The following is a 16,980-nucleotide window of genomic DNA, read 5'->3' as shown; positions in this document are numbered from 1 at the left end:
TACGTAATGGTGACCGAGGTCACGGTCACCCCCATCATCACAGTACGAACCCGAGGGACAGATCGGGCAGCACCGGAGGCACATCTCATGAGCGACTCGACACGGACGCACCGTCGCGACCGTACCCATTGGCTCTATCTCGCCGTCATCGTGGCGGTCGTGGCCGGCGTACTCGTCGGCTGGCTGGCGCCCGCATTCGGAAAGTCCGTGGGCGAGCTGGGCACCATGTTCGTCAACCTGATCAAGATGATGATCTCCCCGGTCATCTTCTGCACGATCGTGCTGGGTATCGGGTCGGTGCGGGCGGCAGCACGGGTCGGCAAGATCGGCGGCCTGTCGATCGGCTACTTCCTGATCATGTCGACGGTGGCGCTGACGATCGGCCTCGTCGTCGGCAACCTGCTGCAGCCGGGCAGCGGCCTGAACGTCCACGAACACATCGGCGCTGCCGCCGGCTACGTGAAACAGGCCGAAGGCAGCGGTGGCACCTGGCACTTCCTGGAGAGCATCATTCCGACCTCGCTGCTCTCGTCGCTGACCGCCGGCAGCGTGCTGCAGACCCTGTTCGTGGCGCTGCTGGTCGGCTTCGCCGTGCAGGCGATGGGCAAGCAGGGCGAACCGATCCTGCGCGCGGTGGGGCTGGCACAGAAGCTGGTGTTCAAGATCCTGACCATGATCCTGTGGCTGGCACCGCTCGGCGCCTTCGGCGCGATCGCGAACGTGGTGGCGGCGACCGGACTGGATGCGGTGAAACAGCTTGCGGCACTGATGCTCGCGTTCTATCTGACCTGCCTGGTCTTCGTCTTCGGCGTGCTGGGCGTGCTGCTGCGGGTGAGTTCGGGCGTATCGATCTTCAAGCTGATTCGCTACCTGGCCCGCGAGTATCTCCTGATCTTCTCCACCTCGTCCTCGGAGTCCGCGTTGCCGCGGTTGATCGCGAAGATGGAACATCTGGGGGTCGAACGCTCGACGGTGGGCATCGTGGTGCCGACCGGATATTCGTTCAACCTGGACGGCACCGCGATCTACCTGACGATGTCCTCGCTGTTCATCGCCGACGCGATGGGTAAGCCACTGACGCTGGGACAGCAGATCGGCCTGCTGGTGTTCATGATCGTCGCCTCCAAGGGCGCGGCCGGGGTTACCGGCGCGGGTCTGGCCACTCTGGCCGGCGGGTTGCAGAGCCATCGCCCGGATCTGATCGACGGTGTGGGCCTGATCGTCGGGATCGACCGGTTCATGTCCGAGGCCCGCGCCATCACCAACTTCTCCGGCAACGCCGTCGCCACCGTCCTGGTGGGAACCTGGACCAAGACCATCGACGATGTGCGCTTGCGCGCCGTGCTCGACCGCGAACTCCCCTTCGACGAGACGACCATGGTCGATGACGAACCCGCCGAAGCCCCCGCGACTCCCCCAGAACGGACCGAGCTCGTCCCCGCCTGAAACCCGGTCCTACCCGAACCCGCTATCCGGCGAGCCGGTAGACGGCCAGGGTGCGCTCCCGCTTACGCGGCGCGATATTGGCTCTGCCGAGGTCGCCCGCGTAGTGGGCGGCGACCCTCGGATCCATGACCCGCCGCCACAGCGGCGGAACGGTGGCCAGCAGGATCATCGTCGCGTAACCCGCCGGAAGTTGCGGAGCCTCCTGGGTGCTGCGCAGGGTCTGATAGCGGCGGCCCGGATTGGCGTGGTGGTCGCTGTGGCGCTGCAGATGGAACAGGAAGATGTTGGTGACCAGCCGATCGGAGTTCCAGCTGTCGGCCGGCGAGCAGCGCGCCCAGCGCCCCCCGGGCAGGCGACGGCGCAACAACCCGTAGTGCTCGACGTAGTTCACGGTTTCCAGCAGCCCGAATCCGATCACGGCCTGCAGCAGCAGATACGGGAGCATGGCGAAACCGAACACCGCCAGCAGCGCACCGTAGAGCACCACCGTCATCGACCACGCCTGCAGGATGTTGTTGCGCACGTTCCACCAGCCGAGGCCCTTGCGGTGCAGCCTTTCGCGTTCCAGCCGGATCGCCGAGCGCAGCCCGCCGAAGATGCTGCGCGGCAGGAACATCCACAGCGATTCGCCCATCCGGGCACTGGCCGGATCGTCCGGGGTGGCCACCCGCGCGTGGTGCCCCTTGTTGTGTTCGACGAAGAAATGCCCGTATCCGGACTGCGCCAGTGCGAGCTTGGCCAGCCACCGCTCCAGCCGTTCCACCCGATGCCCCAGCTCGTGCGCGGCGTTGATGCCGATACCGCTGACGAAACCGAGCGTCGCCGCCAGCCCGAGCTTGTCCACCACGTCGAGTTCGTCACCCGACCACATGTAGGCCGCGATCACCAGCCCGGCCAGCTGGATGGGCAGGAACAGATAGGTGCACCACCGGTAGTAGCGGTCGTGGGAGAGCCGCTCGTAATCCTCGTCGCGCGGGTTCGTGCCGTCCTCGCCGACGAACCAGTCCAGCAGCGGTATCACGATCAGCACGATGATCGGCCCGATCCACCAGAACGCTTCGATGCCGGTCCGGGCGACCAGCTGGGAAGGGAGCAATGCGCAGCCCGGAGCGATCAATCCCAACATCCACAGATGCTTCTTGGGATCAGCCGAACCCGAGCGTTTGCCGACCGTTTGCACTTATTGCCCCACTTGAATGAACCTGGACTCCTGCCAGGTAAATATGTAGCTGCTCCGAGGCCGTTACGCCCGGTTCAAACCCGCAAAGTGGTAACCGTTACACAGGCGGACCCGAAGTCACAGACAGCGGAGGCCGGAACCAGCTGCGCCGCATCGCATCAGCAACCATCGTTTCCGCAGCGAGTGCCCAGGTCAGTACCCATCCAGTCCACTCGATCCGGCCGGCGAGCGCACGCCCGGTTGTCGGCCGGCACCCCAACCGGCCCGGAGACGAATCGTTATCCGTCACAGGGCGATTTCGGGCTACCGGCCGCCGGTCCGGTCCCGCGCGGCGAGAATCGCCTCCACATACGGCGACAGCAACCTGCTCAGCTCCTCCGGCGCGTCGCGGTGCAGTGCGGCGGGGGTCGGGATGTAGCTGATGGCAATGCGCACCAGGGCGTGCGCGAGCACATCCGCCTCCGCCGGCGACGCCCCCACCCAGCTGTTTTCGAATGCCGCGCCCAAACGGCGGGCGGCATGTTCGATGAGCGGCCCGGCATCGAGGGTGATCAACCGCAGCAGATCCAGCTTGGCCTCACCGACCACCAGTGACTGCACCAGCGGATCGGCCGCACTGTCGAGGATGAAATTTGCCAGGCCTTCGCGGAACGCCGCCCGCGCATCCCCCACGTTGTCCTCGATGGCCGTTCCGACATGGTCGACCAGCTGGTCTGCCAGCCGCAGCGCATACGCCTGCGCCAGCCCCGTCCGGGAGCCGAATTCGTTGTACAGGGTCTGGCGGCTCACCCCCGCCCGCGTCGCGACGTCGCCGAGCGTGATCTTGGCCCAGTCCCGCTCGATCAGCAGTTCCCGCATCGCATCGAGGACCGACGTGCGCAGCAGGGTCCGCGCCGCCTCCTGATACGGGACCCGGGATCCGTTACGCGGCATACCCGCGACGGTGTCACGGGTCGATTCCGCAGTCAAAACGACTCACGAACGTTCGATCTCGACCATGAAGAAGTCGGCCTTGGCCGCGCCGCAGTCCGGACATGTCCAGTCGTCCGGAATGTCCTCCCAGCGCGTTCCCGGCGCAATCCCCTCGTCCGGCCAGCCCTGCTCCTCGTCGTATTCGAAACCGCACTGGATGCACTGAAAAATCCGATAGGGCCGACTCACCCTGCCTCCTGTAATTTGCGGGACACCCGCACCCGGTCGGCACGGCGAGCCGCTCCGCGATTGTCACTCACCCTGCCTCCTCGAAATCGATCTTCTCCCGCACCCCGCAGTCCGGGCAGCACCAGTCGTCCGGCACCGACTCCCACGGCGTGCCCGCCGGAAACCCTTCCCGCGGAGCGCCTTTCGCCTCGTCGTACACGTAATCGCAGACAGGGCAACGAAAAGCCCCCATCATCCCTCCTGTGTCATGCGGGACACCCGCACCCGGTCGGCACGACGAGCCGCTGCGCGATTGTCGCTCATCGTGCCTCCTGGTAACGCGCGAGAACCTTGTCCCGCTTGCTCGGCTGAACATTCGCCAGCGTGAGATCGCCGTCGTAGTGGGCCAGAACGCGCTTGTCCATCACGCGCCGCCACAGCGGCGGGAAGTAGGCGAGCAGGATCATGCTGGCGTAACCGCTCGGCAGATTCGGCGCGCCGTCCCAACTGCGCAGGGTCTGGTAGCGGCGGGTCGGGTAGGCGTGGTGATCGCTGTGCCGCTGCAGGTGGTACAGGAAGATGTTGGTGACGAGGTGGTCGCTGTTCCAGCTGTGCCGCGGTGTCGGCCGCTCGTACCGGCCGCGGGCCGTGCGCTGCCGCAGCAGACCGTAGTGCTCCAGATAATTGACCGCCTCCAGCAGGCTGAAGCCGACCACCGCCTGCAGCACCAGATACGGCAGGACCTCGATGCCGAAGCCGGCCACCAGCGCCGCGTACAGCACCAGCGACATCGCCCACGCGCTGAGCACATCGTTGTGCAGACTCCACGGCCGCTTCCCGAGCCGTTCCAGCCGGGTCCGCTCGAGGCCCCACGCGGAGCGCAGACTGCCCCAGACCGTGCGCGGCCAGAACGCCCAGAACGTCTCGCCCACACGGGAACTCGCGGGATCCTCCGGCGTGGCCACCCGCACGTGATGCCCGCGATTGTGCTCGATGTAGAAGTGGCCGTAGAACGTCTGGGCCAGCGCGATGCGCGACAGCCAGCGTTCCAGATGCACCTTCTTGTGCCCGAGTTCGTGAGCGGTGTTGATCCCGATGCCGCCGACCATTCCGACCGTCAGGGCCAGGCCGATCTTGTCCACGACGGCGAGCCCGCCGTCGATGCCGAGCCAGCTCAGATTGTCCGCGGTGATCAGATAGCACGCCATGACCAGCGACGCGTACTGGAACGGCAGGTAGATATAGGTGAGGTAGCGGTAGTACCGGTCGTTCTCCAGATACTCCATGACCTCGTCCGGCGGATTCTCACCGTCGGCCCCGAAGAACAGGTCGGCAGCGGGAATGACCAGATAGATCAGGATCGGGCCGAGCCAGAACGGCACCTTCGCAAGGGTATGCCAGCCCAGTTCGTTGAGTCCCCAGATCAGCGGTAGGCCGATGATGAACAGTCCGGTCGGGGCGAACAACCCCCACAACCACATATAGCGCTTGCGGTCACGCCATCCCGAGTCGAGCAGGCCGTCGGTGGTTCCGGCTTCGGTCGACATCGTCGTCTCCATTCGATACAGCTGCCACATCTACTGTGATGTGGGTAACCATTACCGTGGACAATATGCCGATGCCTGTCGGGTGTCTATACATTTTTGCCGATTTGTAAACGCGTTGTGACCGCGCGACGGCCGGGCGGGACGGATTTCGTTCGTCGACCCGTCCCGCCGGTGAAAGCTGGATCAGCGCAACAGCACGTCCGAATCGGCGGGGAGCGCGTCGACCGGCCACCACCGCAGATCCGTCGACTCCGCACTGCGCACCGGCACCGCGCCGCGCGGAGCGCGGATCTTGAACAGCAGATCCAGATGGCGGGTCGGCACCCCCAGCGAGCAGGTGATCGGATGGGCCTGCGCGCCGTACAGGCCGGGTTCGACCTCCAGCCCGGCGATCCCGGACTCCTCGGTCGCCTCCCGCAACGCGGCGTCGACGACGGTCTCGTCCCCCGGCTCGCAGTGACCGCCCAGCTGGATCCACCGGCCGACCCGCGGGTGCAGCGTCAACAGCACCTCACGCTCGTCGTGGGAGAACACCACCGCCGACGCGGTGATGTGGCCGGGTGCGTGTTCGCGCAGACATCCGCGCGGCGCCGACCCCAGGAACGCCAGCATGGCCTCTCGCACGGACTGTTCCGGATGCGTCGCGGGCTTCCAGTTTTCGAGCAGCTCGGTGGCCGAGGCGTGCAGCGACTCGGTACTCACAACTCGACCAGACCCGTTCCCGCCTCGCGCGGCGGGCGCGGCGAAAGCTCCTCCTCGGGATAGCCGATGGCTATGGCGCCCAATGGATTCCAGTCCGGCGCCAGCCCCAGCACCTCACGCGTCACCTCGGGCGCGAAGATGGTCGAGCCGATCCAGCAGCTGCCGACGCCCCGCGTGGCCAGGCCGACCAGCAGTCCCTGCACAGCCGCGCCCACCGCGACGGTGAACATGGTCGACTCGGCGGCACGGCGGCGCTCGTCCGGATAGTCGTGCGCGCCGTCGGGGACACAGAACGGGATGATCACCTCGGGGGCGTCGAACAGGATCCGGCCGCGCGCGACCCGGCGCTCCACCCGCTCGGGATCGAGGCCGTCGCCACCGAGGTCGGTGCGCCATTGCGCCGCCATCGCATTCAGCAGTCGCGCGCGCAGCTCCGGCTGCCGCACCCAGACGAAGCGAACCGGCCGGGTGTGGTGCGGCGCCGGCGCGGTGAGCGCGTCGCCGACCGCGGCCCGGATCACCTCGGGATCGACCGGGGTATCGGCGAAGGTCCGCACCGAGCGGCGCAGCAGCAGCGCTTCCCGGTGGCCACGCTCGATCGCCTCGGCGGTGCCGAGCCAGAACAGATCCTCCTCGCCGCCGCGCAGCAGATCCTTGGCGGTGGATCCGTCGTCGTGCGGAGTCAGCCCGCGCACGACCGCGACCGGCACCCCGCCCAGCTTGCCCTTCGCGAGATCCGCCGCGGCAGCGAGTTCGTCGGCCACCGCCACCTGGGTGACCTGCAACTCGTTACCCTGCCCGTCGACCGCGCCGGCGTAGTCGTGCACGACGCGCAGGCCGGCGGCGCCGATCGCGGCATCGGTCTGCCCGATGCGCCAGGCGCGACCCATGGTGTCGGTGATCACCACCGCGACGTCGACGCCGAGGCGCTGGGCCAATGCCGCCCGCAACGCCTTCGCACTGGCGTCGGGATCGGTTGGCAGCAGGACCAATTCGCCCTGTTCCACATTCGAGCCGTCCACGCCGGAAGCGGCCTGCACGATGCCGATGTGATTCTCGGTGATGAGGGTGCGGCCCTTGCGCGCCAGCACCCGCACCGCCTCGGCATCGACCAGTTTCCGTCGCACCGCGTCGCGCTCGTCCGGATCCCGCGGCGCCTCGACGATGCGCCCCTCGGCCTTGGCGACGATCTTGCTGGTCACGACCAGCACGTCCCCGTCGGCGAGCCAAGGAGCCTGGGCCGCAATATGTTCCGCGACATCGTCGCCCGGCCGGAATTCCGGCAGACCCGGCACCGGGATGATCCGGATCTCCCCGCCGGGCGCGTGATCGGTGTTTCGCCCCTGATCGCTCATGCCGGCACTCCCGCGAGATCGAGCGCTGCCCGCACCATCGCGGCGGTGGCGGCCGGATCGGTCATCAGCAGCGGCACGCTGCGCACCTCCACACCCGGTACGTCGGCCTCGTCGGTCGAGTGGATCAGCCAGCCGTCGAGGATGCCGGTGTCGGACCGGGCGCCGAAGTGTCGTCCGATGGCCTCGGCCGAGGTTTCCACGCCGATCACCTCGAGGCATTCATCGGCCATGCCGCGCAAGGGTTTTCCCCCGATCACGGGCGATAAACCGACGACTTTGGCGGAGGTGGTCCGCAGAGCGCCCCGGATACCCGGCACGGCGAGGATCGCACCGATGCTCACCACGGGGTTCGAGGGCGCCAGCAGCACCACATCAGCAGCCTCTATGATTTCCGTCACACCAGGGGCGGGTTTGGCTTGATCCGCCCCGATTGTGACGAATCCATGGGTCTCGACGTTTGCTCGGTACCGCACCCACCACTCCTGGAAATGAATCGCGCGGCGTTCGCCAGGGTTGTCGGGGTCACTGATCACAACATGGGTTTCGCAGCGATCGTCGGTCGCCGGGAGAAGTTTCACACCGGGCTGCCAGCGATTGCACAGCGCTTCGGTAACCGCCGAGAGCGGGTATCCCGCGCGCAGCATTTCACTGCGCACCAGATGCGTCGCGATATCGCGATCTCCGAGCCCGAACCAATCCGGTTGCGCGTGGTATTTCGCCAGTTCCTCCTTGGCGTGCCAGGTTTCCCCGACGCGCCCCCAGCCGCGCTCGGTATCGATACCCCCACCCAGCGTGTACATGCAGGTGTCCAGGTCGGGACAGATGCGTAAACCGTGCATCCAGACGTCGTCGCCGACGTTCACCAGCGCCGTTACATCCGCGTCCGGCAGCAGTTCCCGCACACCTTGTAAGAAGCGCGCGCCGCCGACTCCACCGACCAACACCGCAATGCGCGGTTTACGATCAATCCGCTCGATCTCGGCCGCGATGTCCGCTTGTTCTCCAGTCACATCCGCACAGCCTATGCGGTGCCCGGAAGCGGGTGTTCGAGTGCGTATTTGCTGGTCATTTGCTACTTCGCGGTTACCGAACCGCGCCGAAGGCGGCCTCGGATAGTAACGGAATTGTGTCGGCAGCTTGACCATCGGCGCGTCCGGCGTGTCTAATCACAGACATGTCATTCCGGGTCCGCGCGAGAGCCTTTGGCGCAGACCGCGTTTCGAACGCATGTTCGCATCGGAACGACAAGCTCGGGGATGTCCGCGGGACTACGTCGCGGTGTGGGACCGTCGGTGGGCACGTCCGGTCCGACGGAAAAATCATTCTGCGCTAACACACAGTGAGGAGGCGGAGCGATGGCCGAGGAGCTGGCCCCGTCGGGCATTCCGGGCGGTGTATCGCAAACCGATTCCACAGCATGCGCAGCACCAAGCGACTGCGCTGACAGCCGGAACGACGAACGAGAGGGGGGCAGCACGGTGAACAACGAATCGGGATCGCTCAACAGAACTCCACAGGGAGGGCAGTGGGCGCGCGCCCAGCGCAAACCCGAACCACCGCAGCTGAGTCTCATCGTCACCGACTTCGATGCGATGTTCGACACCATCGAAGAACAGTGGCAGGAACGGGCGCTGTGCGCCCAAACCGATCCGGAAGCCTTCTTCCCCGAAAAAGGCGGCTCCACAAGGGAAGCCAAACGGATCTGCATGGGCTGCGAGGTACGCGACGAGTGCCTGGAGTACGCACTCGCGCACGATGAGCGGTTCGGTATCTGGGGCGGCCTGTCCGAACGCGAACGCCGCCGCCTCAAGCGCGGCATCAGCTGAGCTCACCCGCCTCTCCGGATATTTTGCGTGCCGTGAGAGCCGGGGGAGGTTCGCTTCGGGCCGGCGGTCGTGGGCCTGGTCGGGTTCTGGATGTACCCGGTGAGTTACCCATGTGCTCACGAAATCTGTTGTCCGGTCACCCCGTTCGCCTCGCTTCGCTTCGGCGGAGCGGGGCGGGCGACGGGAAGTGAGTCGCCCGGCGTTCGTTCTCATCGGCGAACGCGGTGACCGGCAGTTCTTCCGCGCCTACTCCCCTGTCGGGTCGATGATCTCCGGGTCGACGCCCAGATAGGTGGCTATCTGCTGGACCAGGACTTCGCGGAGGAGGTCCAGGAGGTCTTCCGGGTCGTGGGCACGGAGTTCGAGGGGTTTGCGGAACAGGACCACTCGGGCTCGGGTGGCTACGTTGTGGCGGTCCACTCCGGCCGGAACCAGGCGGGAGAGCGGGACCGGGCCGTCGGCGACCACCTCATCGGGCCAGGTGACCGAATCCGGGTGCAGCGGGCGGATCTTCGGGACGTCGTCGACCGCGATGTCGAGTTTGGTCAGGCGATCGTGCCAGCGGGCGTCCAGAGGGGCGAACGCCTCCAAAACCAGCCGGTCGAACTGCTGGCCGCGGGTGCGGCGCGCGGGCGCCGACGGCGGCAGCATCGGTCCGCGCACACCGCGCCCGCGGCGAACCACCGAACGGGTCGTCACCGGCCGCCTCTTCGATCGGGTCATACCTTGCGACAGTAGTCACCGCGCCGAGAGCGCGGCCACGTGCTCTCCCCGGAGCCGGAGCACCCGCGCGCCCCGAACCGGCCGGGCACCGGCCCGCGTGTCTGTCTGCGACACACGGCGTGGGGGGTTAGTCTGCTGGATGTGATTCCCATGCGTCGTTGCTGCCGCCCAGGCTGCAAGAATCCGGCCGTCGCGACGCTCACGTATGTCTACTCGGACTCCACCGCAGTCGTCGGCCCCCTCGCCACCGTCGCCGAACCGCACTCCTGGGATCTGTGCGAAACCCACGGCTCCCGCATCACCGCCCCCAAGGGCTGGGAACTGGTCCGGCACGAAGGTGGATTCTCCTCCAGCACACCGGACGACGACGACCTGACCGCACTGGCCGAGGCCGTCCGCGAAGCCGGCATGCGCCGGCGCGCGCCGGAACCCGAGCAGCGCGGCTACAGCGATTACTCCCCGCCGCCGGCGCGACCCCAGCGGCCCGGCCGCACCGGCCGCCGCGGCCATCTCCGGGTGCTGCCCGATCCCCCGAACTGAGCCCGCACCGCACGCGCCACACGCGCGACCGGCCTGAAGCCCGGCCGGGCCCGCGGCCCTATTAGGGTGTTGGTCATGACAGTCGCCCGGTCTGCCGAGTCCGTTCACGCAGTTGTCAAGGCATACGACGTTCGCGGGGTTGTCGGAGAGCAGATCGACGCGGAATTCGTCCGCGACGTGGGCGCGGCCTTCGCCCGGCTGATGCGCACCGACGCCACCCCCGCCACGCGCATCGTCATCGGTCACGATATGCGCGACTCCTCCCCGGAACTGGGCGCCGCCTTCGCCGACGGCGTCCTCGATCAGGGGCTCGACGTGGTCCACATCGGGCTCGCCTCCACCGACGAGCTCTACTTCGCCTCCGGCCATCTGCAGTGCCCCGGGGCGATGTTCACCGCCAGTCACAACCCCGCCCGCTACAACGGCATCAAGTTGTGCCGGGCCAACGCGCTGCCGGTCGGCCAGGAGACCGGGCTCGCGACCATCGCCGAGGAACTCGTCGACGGCGTACCCGCCGGGCCGGGAACCCGCGGCACCGCCACCGAGCAGAACTTGCTCGAGGCCTACGCCGAATTCCTGCGCGGCCTGGTCGATCTCGGCGCGATCCGGCCGCTGAAGATCGCCGTGGACGCGGGCAACGGCATGGGCGGCTATACGGTCCCGGCCGTGCTGGGCGGCGTGCCGCAACTGACCATCGCCCCGCTCTACTTCGAACTCGACGGATCGTTCCCCAATCACGAGGCGAACCCGCTGGATCCGAAGAACCTGGTCGACCTGCAGAAGTACGTCCGAGAGACCGGCGCCGACATCGGGCTGGCGTTCGACGGTGACGCCGACCGCTGCTTCGTCGTCGACGAGCGCGGCGAACCGGTCTCCCCCTCCGCGATCACCGCGCTGGTCGCGGAGCGCGAACTGGCGAAAGAGCCGGGCGCCACGATCATTCACAACCTGATCACCTCACAGGCCGTACCCGAACTGGTCACCGAACTCGGCGGCACGCCGGTCCGCACCCGCGTCGGCCATTCCTTCATCAAGCAGCAGATGGCCTCGACCGGCGCGATCTTCGGCGGCGAGCATTCCGCGCACTACTACTTCCGTGACTTCTGGGGTGCCGACTCCGGTATGCTGGCCGCTCTGCACGTGCTGGCTGCCCTGGGTGAGAAGGACCGGCCGATGTCGGAGCTCGCGTCCTCGTATGCGACGTACGCGGCCTCCGGGGAGATCAACTCCACAGTGGCGGATGCGCAGGACCGAACCCTGGCGGTGGTCACCGCATTCGAAGGGCGCGCGCAATCGGTGGACCGGCTCGACGGCGTGACCGTGCGGCTGCCCGGACAGGCGTGGTTCAATCTGCGCGCATCCAACACCGAGCCGCTGTTGCGACTCAACGTCGAGGCCCGTTCGCAGGAGGAAGTAGACGCACTCGTAACCGAGATTCTGAGCATCGTGCGCGGCTGACTGGAATAGTGGAATCACAGGGCTTGGATTCGCCCGGGGACAACGACATCCCCCGGCGTGGTGACCCGATTGAGGGGAGGTGGCAACGCCCGATGATCGCAGGGACACCCGTACTCGACCTCGATGACGTCGCCTCGTTGGAGGCCGCTGATTCCGGGGGAATTTTGCGTTCGGCCGCCTCGGGGGGCGCCCAGGTGCGTGCCACAGCGGCCGCCGTCGCCGAAAACGCGCTCATCCGGCTCGACGGGCTGCGGCCGCGAAGTCTGGTGCTGGTCTCCGGCACCGGGCGCGCGGCCCGCGCGGCCACTCTGCTGCAGGCCGCGTTCGGCGACCGCGCGGGGCTGCCCATCATCAGCGCCACCACGATTCCGCAGTGGGTCGGTTCGCTGGATGTGGTGGTCGTGGCCGGCGACGACTCGGCCGATCCGCGACTGACCGGCGCCGTCGACCGCGCGCTGCACCGCGGCGCCGAAGTCGTGGTCGCCGCGCCCGACGAAGGCCCGATGCGGGCCGCGGCCGCCGGACGCGCGGCCATGCTGCCGCCGCGGGTGCGGGTGCTGGACCACAACCGGATTCTGCGCTTCGTCGCCGTCGGGATCGCGGTGCTGCAGGCGATCGATCCGACGCATATCGGACCGCTGGTGCCGAACCTCGACGAACTCGCCGACGCACTCGACGCCGAGGCCCTGCGCGACAGACCGCACCACGAGGTCTTCCACAACCCCGCCAAAACCCTCGCCGCGCGGATGCGGGAACGGCGGCTGGTGCTGACCGGTGATTCCCCCGCCGCCGCGGTCGTGGCCGAGCACGGCGCCGAGGTGCTGTTGCAGAGCGCGGGACAGATCGCGGCCGCCGTCGACCTCACCGAGGCCGTGGCCGCGAACGCCCGGCTGATCGAATCCGCCGAGGCCACCGCACCCGGTTACGACCCGCTGTTCCACGACGAGCAGCTGGACGGGCCGGCGCCGGTCGATCGGGCCCGGGTGTTCGTGGTGAGCGCCGACGGCGACCAGGTCGCGGCCCGGCGCCGGCTGGCCGTCTTCGGCGCGGGCGCGGGCATCGTCGACGCCGATCTGGTCAACGTCGACATCGAACTGATGCGAACCGAGGCGAGTGTGCCGCGCGAGGCCGGGGCGAGCGAGCCTCAGGCGCCCGCGGCCGGGCGCGGCAGTGAGCTCGAACAACTGGCGGTGCTGGTACTGCGGCTGGAAATGGCCGCCGCGTATCTGCGTCTGCTCGGCGGCCCCCCAGCCACGAGCAGTCCCGCCCACTACGACGGGGGCCACTACTAGTGCACGAACTCGTTGGTGCGTTGCGTTCCTATGCCTGGGGATCTCGCACCGCCCTCGCTCAGCTGTGCGGTCGGGAGGTTCCCTCCCCTCATCCCGAAGCCGAATTGTGGTTCGGCGCCCACCCCGCCGACCCGGCGAAGGTCCTCGCCGACGGCGCCGGCCGCTCGCTGCTGGAACTGCTCGAGGCCGAGCCGAACCGGGAGTTGGGTGCGGTCGCGGCGGCATTCGGCGGGCGCCTGCCGTTCCTGCTGAAGATCCTGGCCGCCGAGGAACCGCTCTCACTGCAGGCACATCCCAGCGCAGATCAGGCCCGCTACGGATTCGAACGGGAGAATCACACGCGGGTGCCGCTGGATTCCCCGATGCGCAACTACCGCGACGACTCCCACAAACCCGAACTGGTGGTGGCACTCGACCGTTTCGAGGCGCTGGCCGGCTTCCGCGACCCGCTGCGCACCGTCGACCTGCTGAACTCGCTGGCCGTGCCGGAACTGGTGCAGTACACCGAACTGCTTGCCGCCCAGCCGGACTCGGGCGGCCTGCGCACGCTGTTCACCACCTGGATCACCTTGCCGCAGGCCATGCTGGCCACACTGCTGCCCAAGGTCCTCGACGGATGTGTGCGCTATCTCAAACAGGTCGACCCACTCGAACCCCCCGGACTGGCCAAGGAATTCGCGGCCGAGGCGCGCACCACGCTGGAACTGGCCGAGGCGTATCCCGGTGATGCCGGGGTCCTGGCCGCCCTGCTGCTGAACCGATTGACCCTCGAACCCGGACAGGGCCTGTTCCTGGCCGCCGGCAGTCTGCACGCCTACCTGCGCGGCATCGGCGTCGAAATCATGGCCAATTCGGACAATGTGCTGCGCGGGGGGCTCACTCCCAAGCATGTCGATGTGCCCGAACTGCTGCGCGTGCTGGATTTCGAACCGCTGCGGGCGCCGATCATCGAACCCGAACCGGTCGATGCGCACTCGTTCCGGTATCCCACGCGCGCACCGGAATTCGCGCTGCGCCGCTTCGAACTGTCCGAGGACGCCGCGGCGGTCGACATCCCGCGCGTCGGACCGGGCATCATGCTGGTGACCGCCGGCACCGTCCTGCTGTCGCAGGCCGGGAGCGAATTGCCGATCGCGGCCGGAAGCGCCGCGTGGATCTCGGCCACCGATACCGATATCCAGGCACGGGCCCTCGGCGGCCCGGCGCAATTGTTCTGCGCGTGTGTGGGCGAGTGAGCGCGCGGCCGCTTTAGTAGATTGATCGAACAAATCGGACATCTACCGGCGAGCGCCGGGGACGGAAGGACCGGGGCTGCACCATGTCTGCTGGTGGCGGAAAGAAGGCGATCTTCGCGGCGTTGAGCGCGAATGCCGGTATCGCGGTGGCGAAATTCGTCGGCGCCGCGATCACCGGTTCCGGCTCGATGCTGGCCGAGGCCGTGCACTCGGTGGCCGACACCGGTAATCAGGGACTACTGCTGCTCGGGCAGAAACGTGCCGAGCAGGAGGCCGACGACCTGCATCCGTTCGGCTACGGGCGCAACCGCTACTTCTACTCGTTCGTCGTGGCGCTGGTGCTGTTCTCGCTCGGCTCGATGTACGCCATCTACGAGGGTGTGCACAAGATCCAGCATCCGGAGGAACTGACCTCTCCCGCGGTGGCGATCGTGATCCTGGGTATCGCGGCCGCGCTGGAGGGCTACAGCTTCATGACCGCGATGCGGGAGTCCTCGCCCCTGCGCGAGGGGGCGAGCTGGTGGCGGTTCATCCGCAATTCGCGCAGCCCGGAACTCCCGGTGGTGCTGCTCGAGGACACCGGTGCGCTGATCGGCCTGCTGATCGCGCTGGTCGCCGTGGTACTGACCGTGGTGACCGACAACGCGATCTGGGACGGTATCGGCACCCTCGGCATCGGCGTGCTGCTCGGTGTCATCGCGGTCGTGCTGATCGTGGAGATGAAGAGCCTGCTGATCGGTGAGGGCGCGACGCCCGCGCAGGACGCGGCGATCCGCGCGAATCTGGTCGACGGCGAGCGCATCGACCGGGTCATCCACCTGCGCACCGAATACCTCGGCCCGGAGGAGATGCTCGTCGCGGCGAAGGTGTCGATCGTGCCCGGACTCGAGATCGCCGATATCGCCACCGCGATCGACGACGCCGAAGCCCGGGTGCGGGCCGCCGTCCCCGCCGCCCGGGTCATGTACATCGAACCCGATCTGTACCGCACCCAGCCGGTGTAGGTCCTTCCGGTTCAGCTCGTCGCGCCGAGCAGGACGGCCGGGTCGAGGCGGATGCCGAACCGTTCGCGCAGCGCACGAGTCGCGGCGTGCATGCCGCACATGCCGTGCACGCCGGGCCCCGGCGGGGTCGCCGCGGAGCACAGGTACACACCGGGAAGCGGTGTGGCATAAGGGTTCCAGCGCGGCGTCGGGCGAAAGATCGTCTGCGCCGGCGTCATCGCGCCGGCCGCGATATCGCCGCCGACGTAGTTGGCGTTGTGCGCGGGCATGTGTGCGGCCGGGCGCACATGGGTGGCCTGGATCAGGTCACGGAAGCCGGGGGCGAAGCGTTCGAGTTGCGCGACGACTTCGGGACTCACGTCGCGGCCGGATCCGTGGGGTACATGGGCGTAGGCGTAGAGCGTGTGGTTGTGGCCGGGCGCCCGGGACGAATCGACCACGCCCGGCTGAATCACCAGGACGTAGGGCCGATCGGCATGGCGTCCCGACGCGACGAGACGTTCGACGGCCATCGCCTCGGCTCGCGTGCCGACGACGTGCACGGTGCCCGCGGCCGCCAGCTCCGGCGCCTGCCACGGCACCGGACCCGAGAGCGCGAAATCCACCTTGCAGGCAGCGCCGCCGAATCGATAGCGCTGCAGCCGGTTTCGATATGCCGTGGGAACCCGCGCGATCCGCAGCAGTTCCGTCGGCGCGGTGTCGAGCAGAACCGTTCGCACACCGGCGAATTCGTCCAGGGAATCGACGCGGTGCCCGGTGTGGACGCGTCCGCCGTGCCGCTCCAGATCGGCGATCAGCACATCGACGATGGCCTGTGAGCCGCCGCGCGGAATCGGCCAGCCACCCACATGACCGAGGGTGCCCAGCAGCAGCGCCACCCCGGCCGCCGCGAACTGCCGCGGCGGCATGATGGCGTGCGCACTCACCCCGGTGAACAGTGCCGCTGCGCGCTCCTCGCGAAAACGCAGGTCCCACATCGGCGATGCCTGCTCGAGCAGCCGGCGCCCGAAGCGCACGGCGGACAGCGGATCACGAGGGATATGGCGCAGGTCCGACATCCCCAGCTCCACCACCGCCTCCCACTGTCGCACCAGCGGGGCGAACAGGCGCCGCCATGCCGCGCCGTCGCGGCCCAGATCCTCGACCGTCCGATCCAGATCCCGCCAGGCCGCCGCGGCCACCCCGCCGTCGAGCGGATGTCCGTAGGAGATCTCGGGAGTCGCCAGTTCGACGCCGTGCGCGCCGAGATCGAAGGCGCGGAAGAACGGGGATGCCCGCGCCATCGGATGCGCGCCCGCACACACGTCGTGGTGATATCCGGGCAGGGTGAGCTCGGCGGTACGGCAGCCGCCACCGGCATGATCCGCGGCTTCGAATACCTCCACCTCGAGTCCCGCGCGGGCCAGCAGCACCGCCGCGGCCAGACCGTTGGGCCCGGAGCCGACCACCACCGCATCCGCCATGATCACCACCTTAGGGAGAAAACCAAGGGCTACACGGCATCCCGGCGCACCGACCGGCTACGGCAGATG

17 protein-coding genes are annotated in these 16,980 nt (G+C 67.9%); 7 read left to right on the top strand and 10 right to left on the bottom strand.

Going from position 1 to position 16,980, the window contains the following annotated elements; translation table 11 throughout:
• The first annotated feature begins 87 nt into the window (after positions 1 to 87).
• Positions 88 to 1,446, top strand: a complete 1,359-nt coding sequence (locus IG65_RS0112245; RefSeq protein ID WP_036524142.1) for a cation:dicarboxylate symporter family transporter — start codon at positions 88 to 90, stop codon at positions 1,444 to 1,446.
• Positions 1,447 to 1,468: 22 nt separating this feature from the next.
• Here IG65_RS0112245 and IG65_RS0112240 read toward each other — a convergent pair whose 3' ends face one another.
• The 8 genes from IG65_RS0112240 to cofD all read right to left on the bottom strand — a co-directional run bounded on the left by IG65_RS0112240 (position 1,469) and on the right by cofD (position 8,380).
• A complete protein-coding gene (locus tag IG65_RS0112240; protein ID WP_051755795.1) occupies positions 1,469 to 2,572 on the bottom strand; it encodes an alkane 1-monooxygenase in 1,104 nt (367 codons plus the stop codon).
• 357 nt (positions 2,573 to 2,929) lie between these two features.
• Complete coding sequence (locus tag IG65_RS0112235; protein ID WP_051755834.1) at positions 2,930 to 3,559, bottom strand: TetR/AcrR family transcriptional regulator; 630 nt, start codon at positions 3,557 to 3,559, stop codon at positions 2,930 to 2,932.
• 42 nt (positions 3,560 to 3,601) lie between these two features.
• Positions 3,602 to 3,787, bottom strand: a complete 186-nt coding sequence (locus tag IG65_RS0112230; protein ID WP_030515012.1) for a rubredoxin — start codon at positions 3,785 to 3,787, stop codon at positions 3,602 to 3,604.
• A 67-nt stretch (positions 3,788 to 3,854) separates the two neighbouring features.
• Positions 3,855 to 4,019: a rubredoxin gene (locus IG65_RS0112225; protein WP_030515011.1), complete on the bottom strand. Its 165-nt coding sequence runs from the start codon at positions 4,017 to 4,019 to the stop codon at positions 3,855 to 3,857.
• A gap of 67 nt (positions 4,020 to 4,086) precedes the next feature.
• Positions 4,087 to 5,313 carry an alkane 1-monooxygenase gene (locus IG65_RS0112220; protein ID WP_030515010.1) on the bottom strand — a complete coding sequence of 409 codons (1,227 nt, stop codon included), beginning with the start codon at positions 5,311 to 5,313 and terminating at the stop codon, positions 4,087 to 4,089.
• A 183-nt stretch (positions 5,314 to 5,496) separates the two neighbouring features.
• Positions 5,497 to 6,015, bottom strand: coding sequence for an NUDIX hydrolase (locus IG65_RS0112215; protein WP_030515009.1), 519 nt, complete (start codon positions 6,013 to 6,015; stop codon positions 5,497 to 5,499).
• Complete coding sequence (locus IG65_RS0112210) at positions 6,012 to 7,370, bottom strand: coenzyme F420-0:L-glutamate ligase (protein ID WP_030515008.1); 1,359 nt, start codon at positions 7,368 to 7,370, stop codon at positions 6,012 to 6,014. The genes IG65_RS0112215 and IG65_RS0112210 overlap by 4 nt, the downstream gene beginning before the upstream one ends.
• A complete protein-coding gene (gene cofD / locus IG65_RS0112205) occupies positions 7,367 to 8,380 on the bottom strand; it encodes a 2-phospho-L-lactate transferase (protein ID WP_231509167.1) in 1,014 nt (337 codons plus the stop codon). Before cofD ends, IG65_RS0112210 begins: the two co-directional genes overlap by 4 nt.
• 582 nt (positions 8,381 to 8,962) lie before the next feature.
• Here cofD and IG65_RS0112200 point away from each other — a divergent pair.
• Positions 8,963 to 9,196 (top strand): WhiB family transcriptional regulator, encoded by a 234-nt coding sequence (locus IG65_RS0112200; RefSeq protein WP_030515006.1) that lies wholly within the window; start codon positions 8,963 to 8,965, stop codon positions 9,194 to 9,196.
• A 246-nt stretch (positions 9,197 to 9,442) separates the two neighbouring features.
• Here the strand turns inward: IG65_RS0112200 and IG65_RS0112195 are convergent, their stop codons facing one another.
• Positions 9,443 to 9,919 (bottom strand): metallopeptidase family protein, encoded by a 477-nt coding sequence (locus tag IG65_RS0112195; RefSeq protein ID WP_195022669.1) that lies wholly within the window; start codon positions 9,917 to 9,919, stop codon positions 9,443 to 9,445.
• Positions 9,920 to 10,069: 150 nt separating this feature from the next.
• Here IG65_RS0112195 and IG65_RS0112190 point away from each other — a divergent pair, with 150 nt between their 5' ends.
• The 5 genes from IG65_RS0112190 (at position 10,070) to IG65_RS0112170 (ending at position 15,448) form a co-directional block, all read left to right on the top strand.
• On the top strand, positions 10,070 to 10,459 hold the full coding sequence (locus IG65_RS0112190) for a DUF3499 domain-containing protein (protein ID WP_030515004.1): 390 nt from the start codon (positions 10,070 to 10,072) through the stop codon (positions 10,457 to 10,459).
• 75 nt (positions 10,460 to 10,534) lie between these two features.
• Positions 10,535 to 11,917, top strand: a complete 1,383-nt coding sequence (locus IG65_RS0112185; RefSeq protein WP_030515003.1) for a phosphomannomutase/phosphoglucomutase — start codon at positions 10,535 to 10,537, stop codon at positions 11,915 to 11,917.
• A gap of 92 nt (positions 11,918 to 12,009) precedes the next feature.
• Positions 12,010 to 13,209, top strand: a complete 1,200-nt coding sequence (locus IG65_RS0112180) for a hypothetical protein (RefSeq protein WP_030515002.1) — start codon at positions 12,010 to 12,012, stop codon at positions 13,207 to 13,209.
• A complete protein-coding gene (manA, locus tag IG65_RS0112175; protein WP_030515001.1) occupies positions 13,209 to 14,444 on the top strand; it encodes a mannose-6-phosphate isomerase, class I in 1,236 nt (411 codons plus the stop codon). Before IG65_RS0112180 ends, manA begins: the two co-directional genes overlap by 1 nt.
• Before the next feature lie 83 nt (positions 14,445 to 14,527).
• Positions 14,528 to 15,448, top strand: a complete 921-nt coding sequence (locus IG65_RS0112170; RefSeq protein ID WP_030515000.1) for a cation diffusion facilitator family transporter — start codon at positions 14,528 to 14,530, stop codon at positions 15,446 to 15,448.
• A gap of 11 nt (positions 15,449 to 15,459) precedes the next feature.
• Here IG65_RS0112170 and IG65_RS0112165 read toward each other — a convergent pair whose 3' ends face one another.
• The gene (locus IG65_RS0112165) at positions 15,460 to 16,911 is read right to left on the bottom strand and encodes an NAD(P)/FAD-dependent oxidoreductase (RefSeq protein ID WP_030514999.1); all 1,452 of its coding nucleotides are present in this window, start codon (positions 16,909 to 16,911) and stop codon (positions 15,460 to 15,462) included.
• Between the last annotated feature and the right edge of the window lie 69 nt (positions 16,912 to 16,980).

Origin of the sequence: Nocardia sp. NRRL WC-3656, from assembly GCF_000720265.1 — a bacterium.
Lineage (GTDB): Bacteria > Actinomycetota > Actinomycetes > Mycobacteriales > Mycobacteriaceae > Nocardia > Nocardia nova.
This window is presented reverse-complemented; position numbering and strand designations above follow the sequence as displayed.

Excerpts from the sequence above, each read along its gene's own strand:
- IG65_RS0112245 (WP_036524142.1), top strand. The coding sequence starts at position 88 with ATGAGCGACTCGACACGGACGCACCGTCGCGACCGTACCCATTGGCTC.
- IG65_RS0112240 (WP_051755795.1), bottom strand. The coding sequence starts at position 2,572 with ATGTTGGGATTGATCGCTCCGGGCTGCGCATTGCTCCCTTCCCAGCTG.
- IG65_RS0112235 (WP_051755834.1), bottom strand. The coding sequence starts at position 3,559 with ATGCCGCGTAACGGATCCCGGGTCCCGTATCAGGAGGCGGCGCGGACC.
- IG65_RS0112225 (WP_030515011.1), bottom strand. The coding sequence starts at position 4,019 with ATGGGGGCTTTTCGTTGCCCTGTCTGCGATTACGTGTACGACGAGGCG.
- IG65_RS0112220 (WP_030515010.1), bottom strand. The coding sequence starts at position 5,313 with ATGTCGACCGAAGCCGGAACCACCGACGGCCTGCTCGACTCGGGATGG.
- IG65_RS0112210 (WP_030515008.1), bottom strand. The coding sequence starts at position 7,370 with ATGAGCGATCAGGGGCGAAACACCGATCACGCGCCCGGCGGGGAGATC.
- IG65_RS0112200 (WP_030515006.1), top strand. The coding sequence starts at position 8,963 with ATGTTCGACACCATCGAAGAACAGTGGCAGGAACGGGCGCTGTGCGCC.
- IG65_RS0112195 (WP_195022669.1), bottom strand. The coding sequence starts at position 9,919 with ATGACCCGATCGAAGAGGCGGCCGGTGACGACCCGTTCGGTGGTTCGC.
- IG65_RS0112190 (WP_030515004.1), top strand. The coding sequence starts at position 10,070 with ATGCGTCGTTGCTGCCGCCCAGGCTGCAAGAATCCGGCCGTCGCGACG.
- IG65_RS0112185 (WP_030515003.1), top strand. The coding sequence starts at position 10,535 with ATGACAGTCGCCCGGTCTGCCGAGTCCGTTCACGCAGTTGTCAAGGCA.
- IG65_RS0112180 (WP_030515002.1), top strand. The coding sequence starts at position 12,010 with ATGATCGCAGGGACACCCGTACTCGACCTCGATGACGTCGCCTCGTTG.
- IG65_RS0112170 (WP_030515000.1), top strand. The coding sequence starts at position 14,528 with ATGTCTGCTGGTGGCGGAAAGAAGGCGATCTTCGCGGCGTTGAGCGCG.
- IG65_RS0112165 (WP_030514999.1), bottom strand. The coding sequence starts at position 16,911 with ATGGCGGATGCGGTGGTGGTCGGCTCCGGGCCCAACGGTCTGGCCGCG.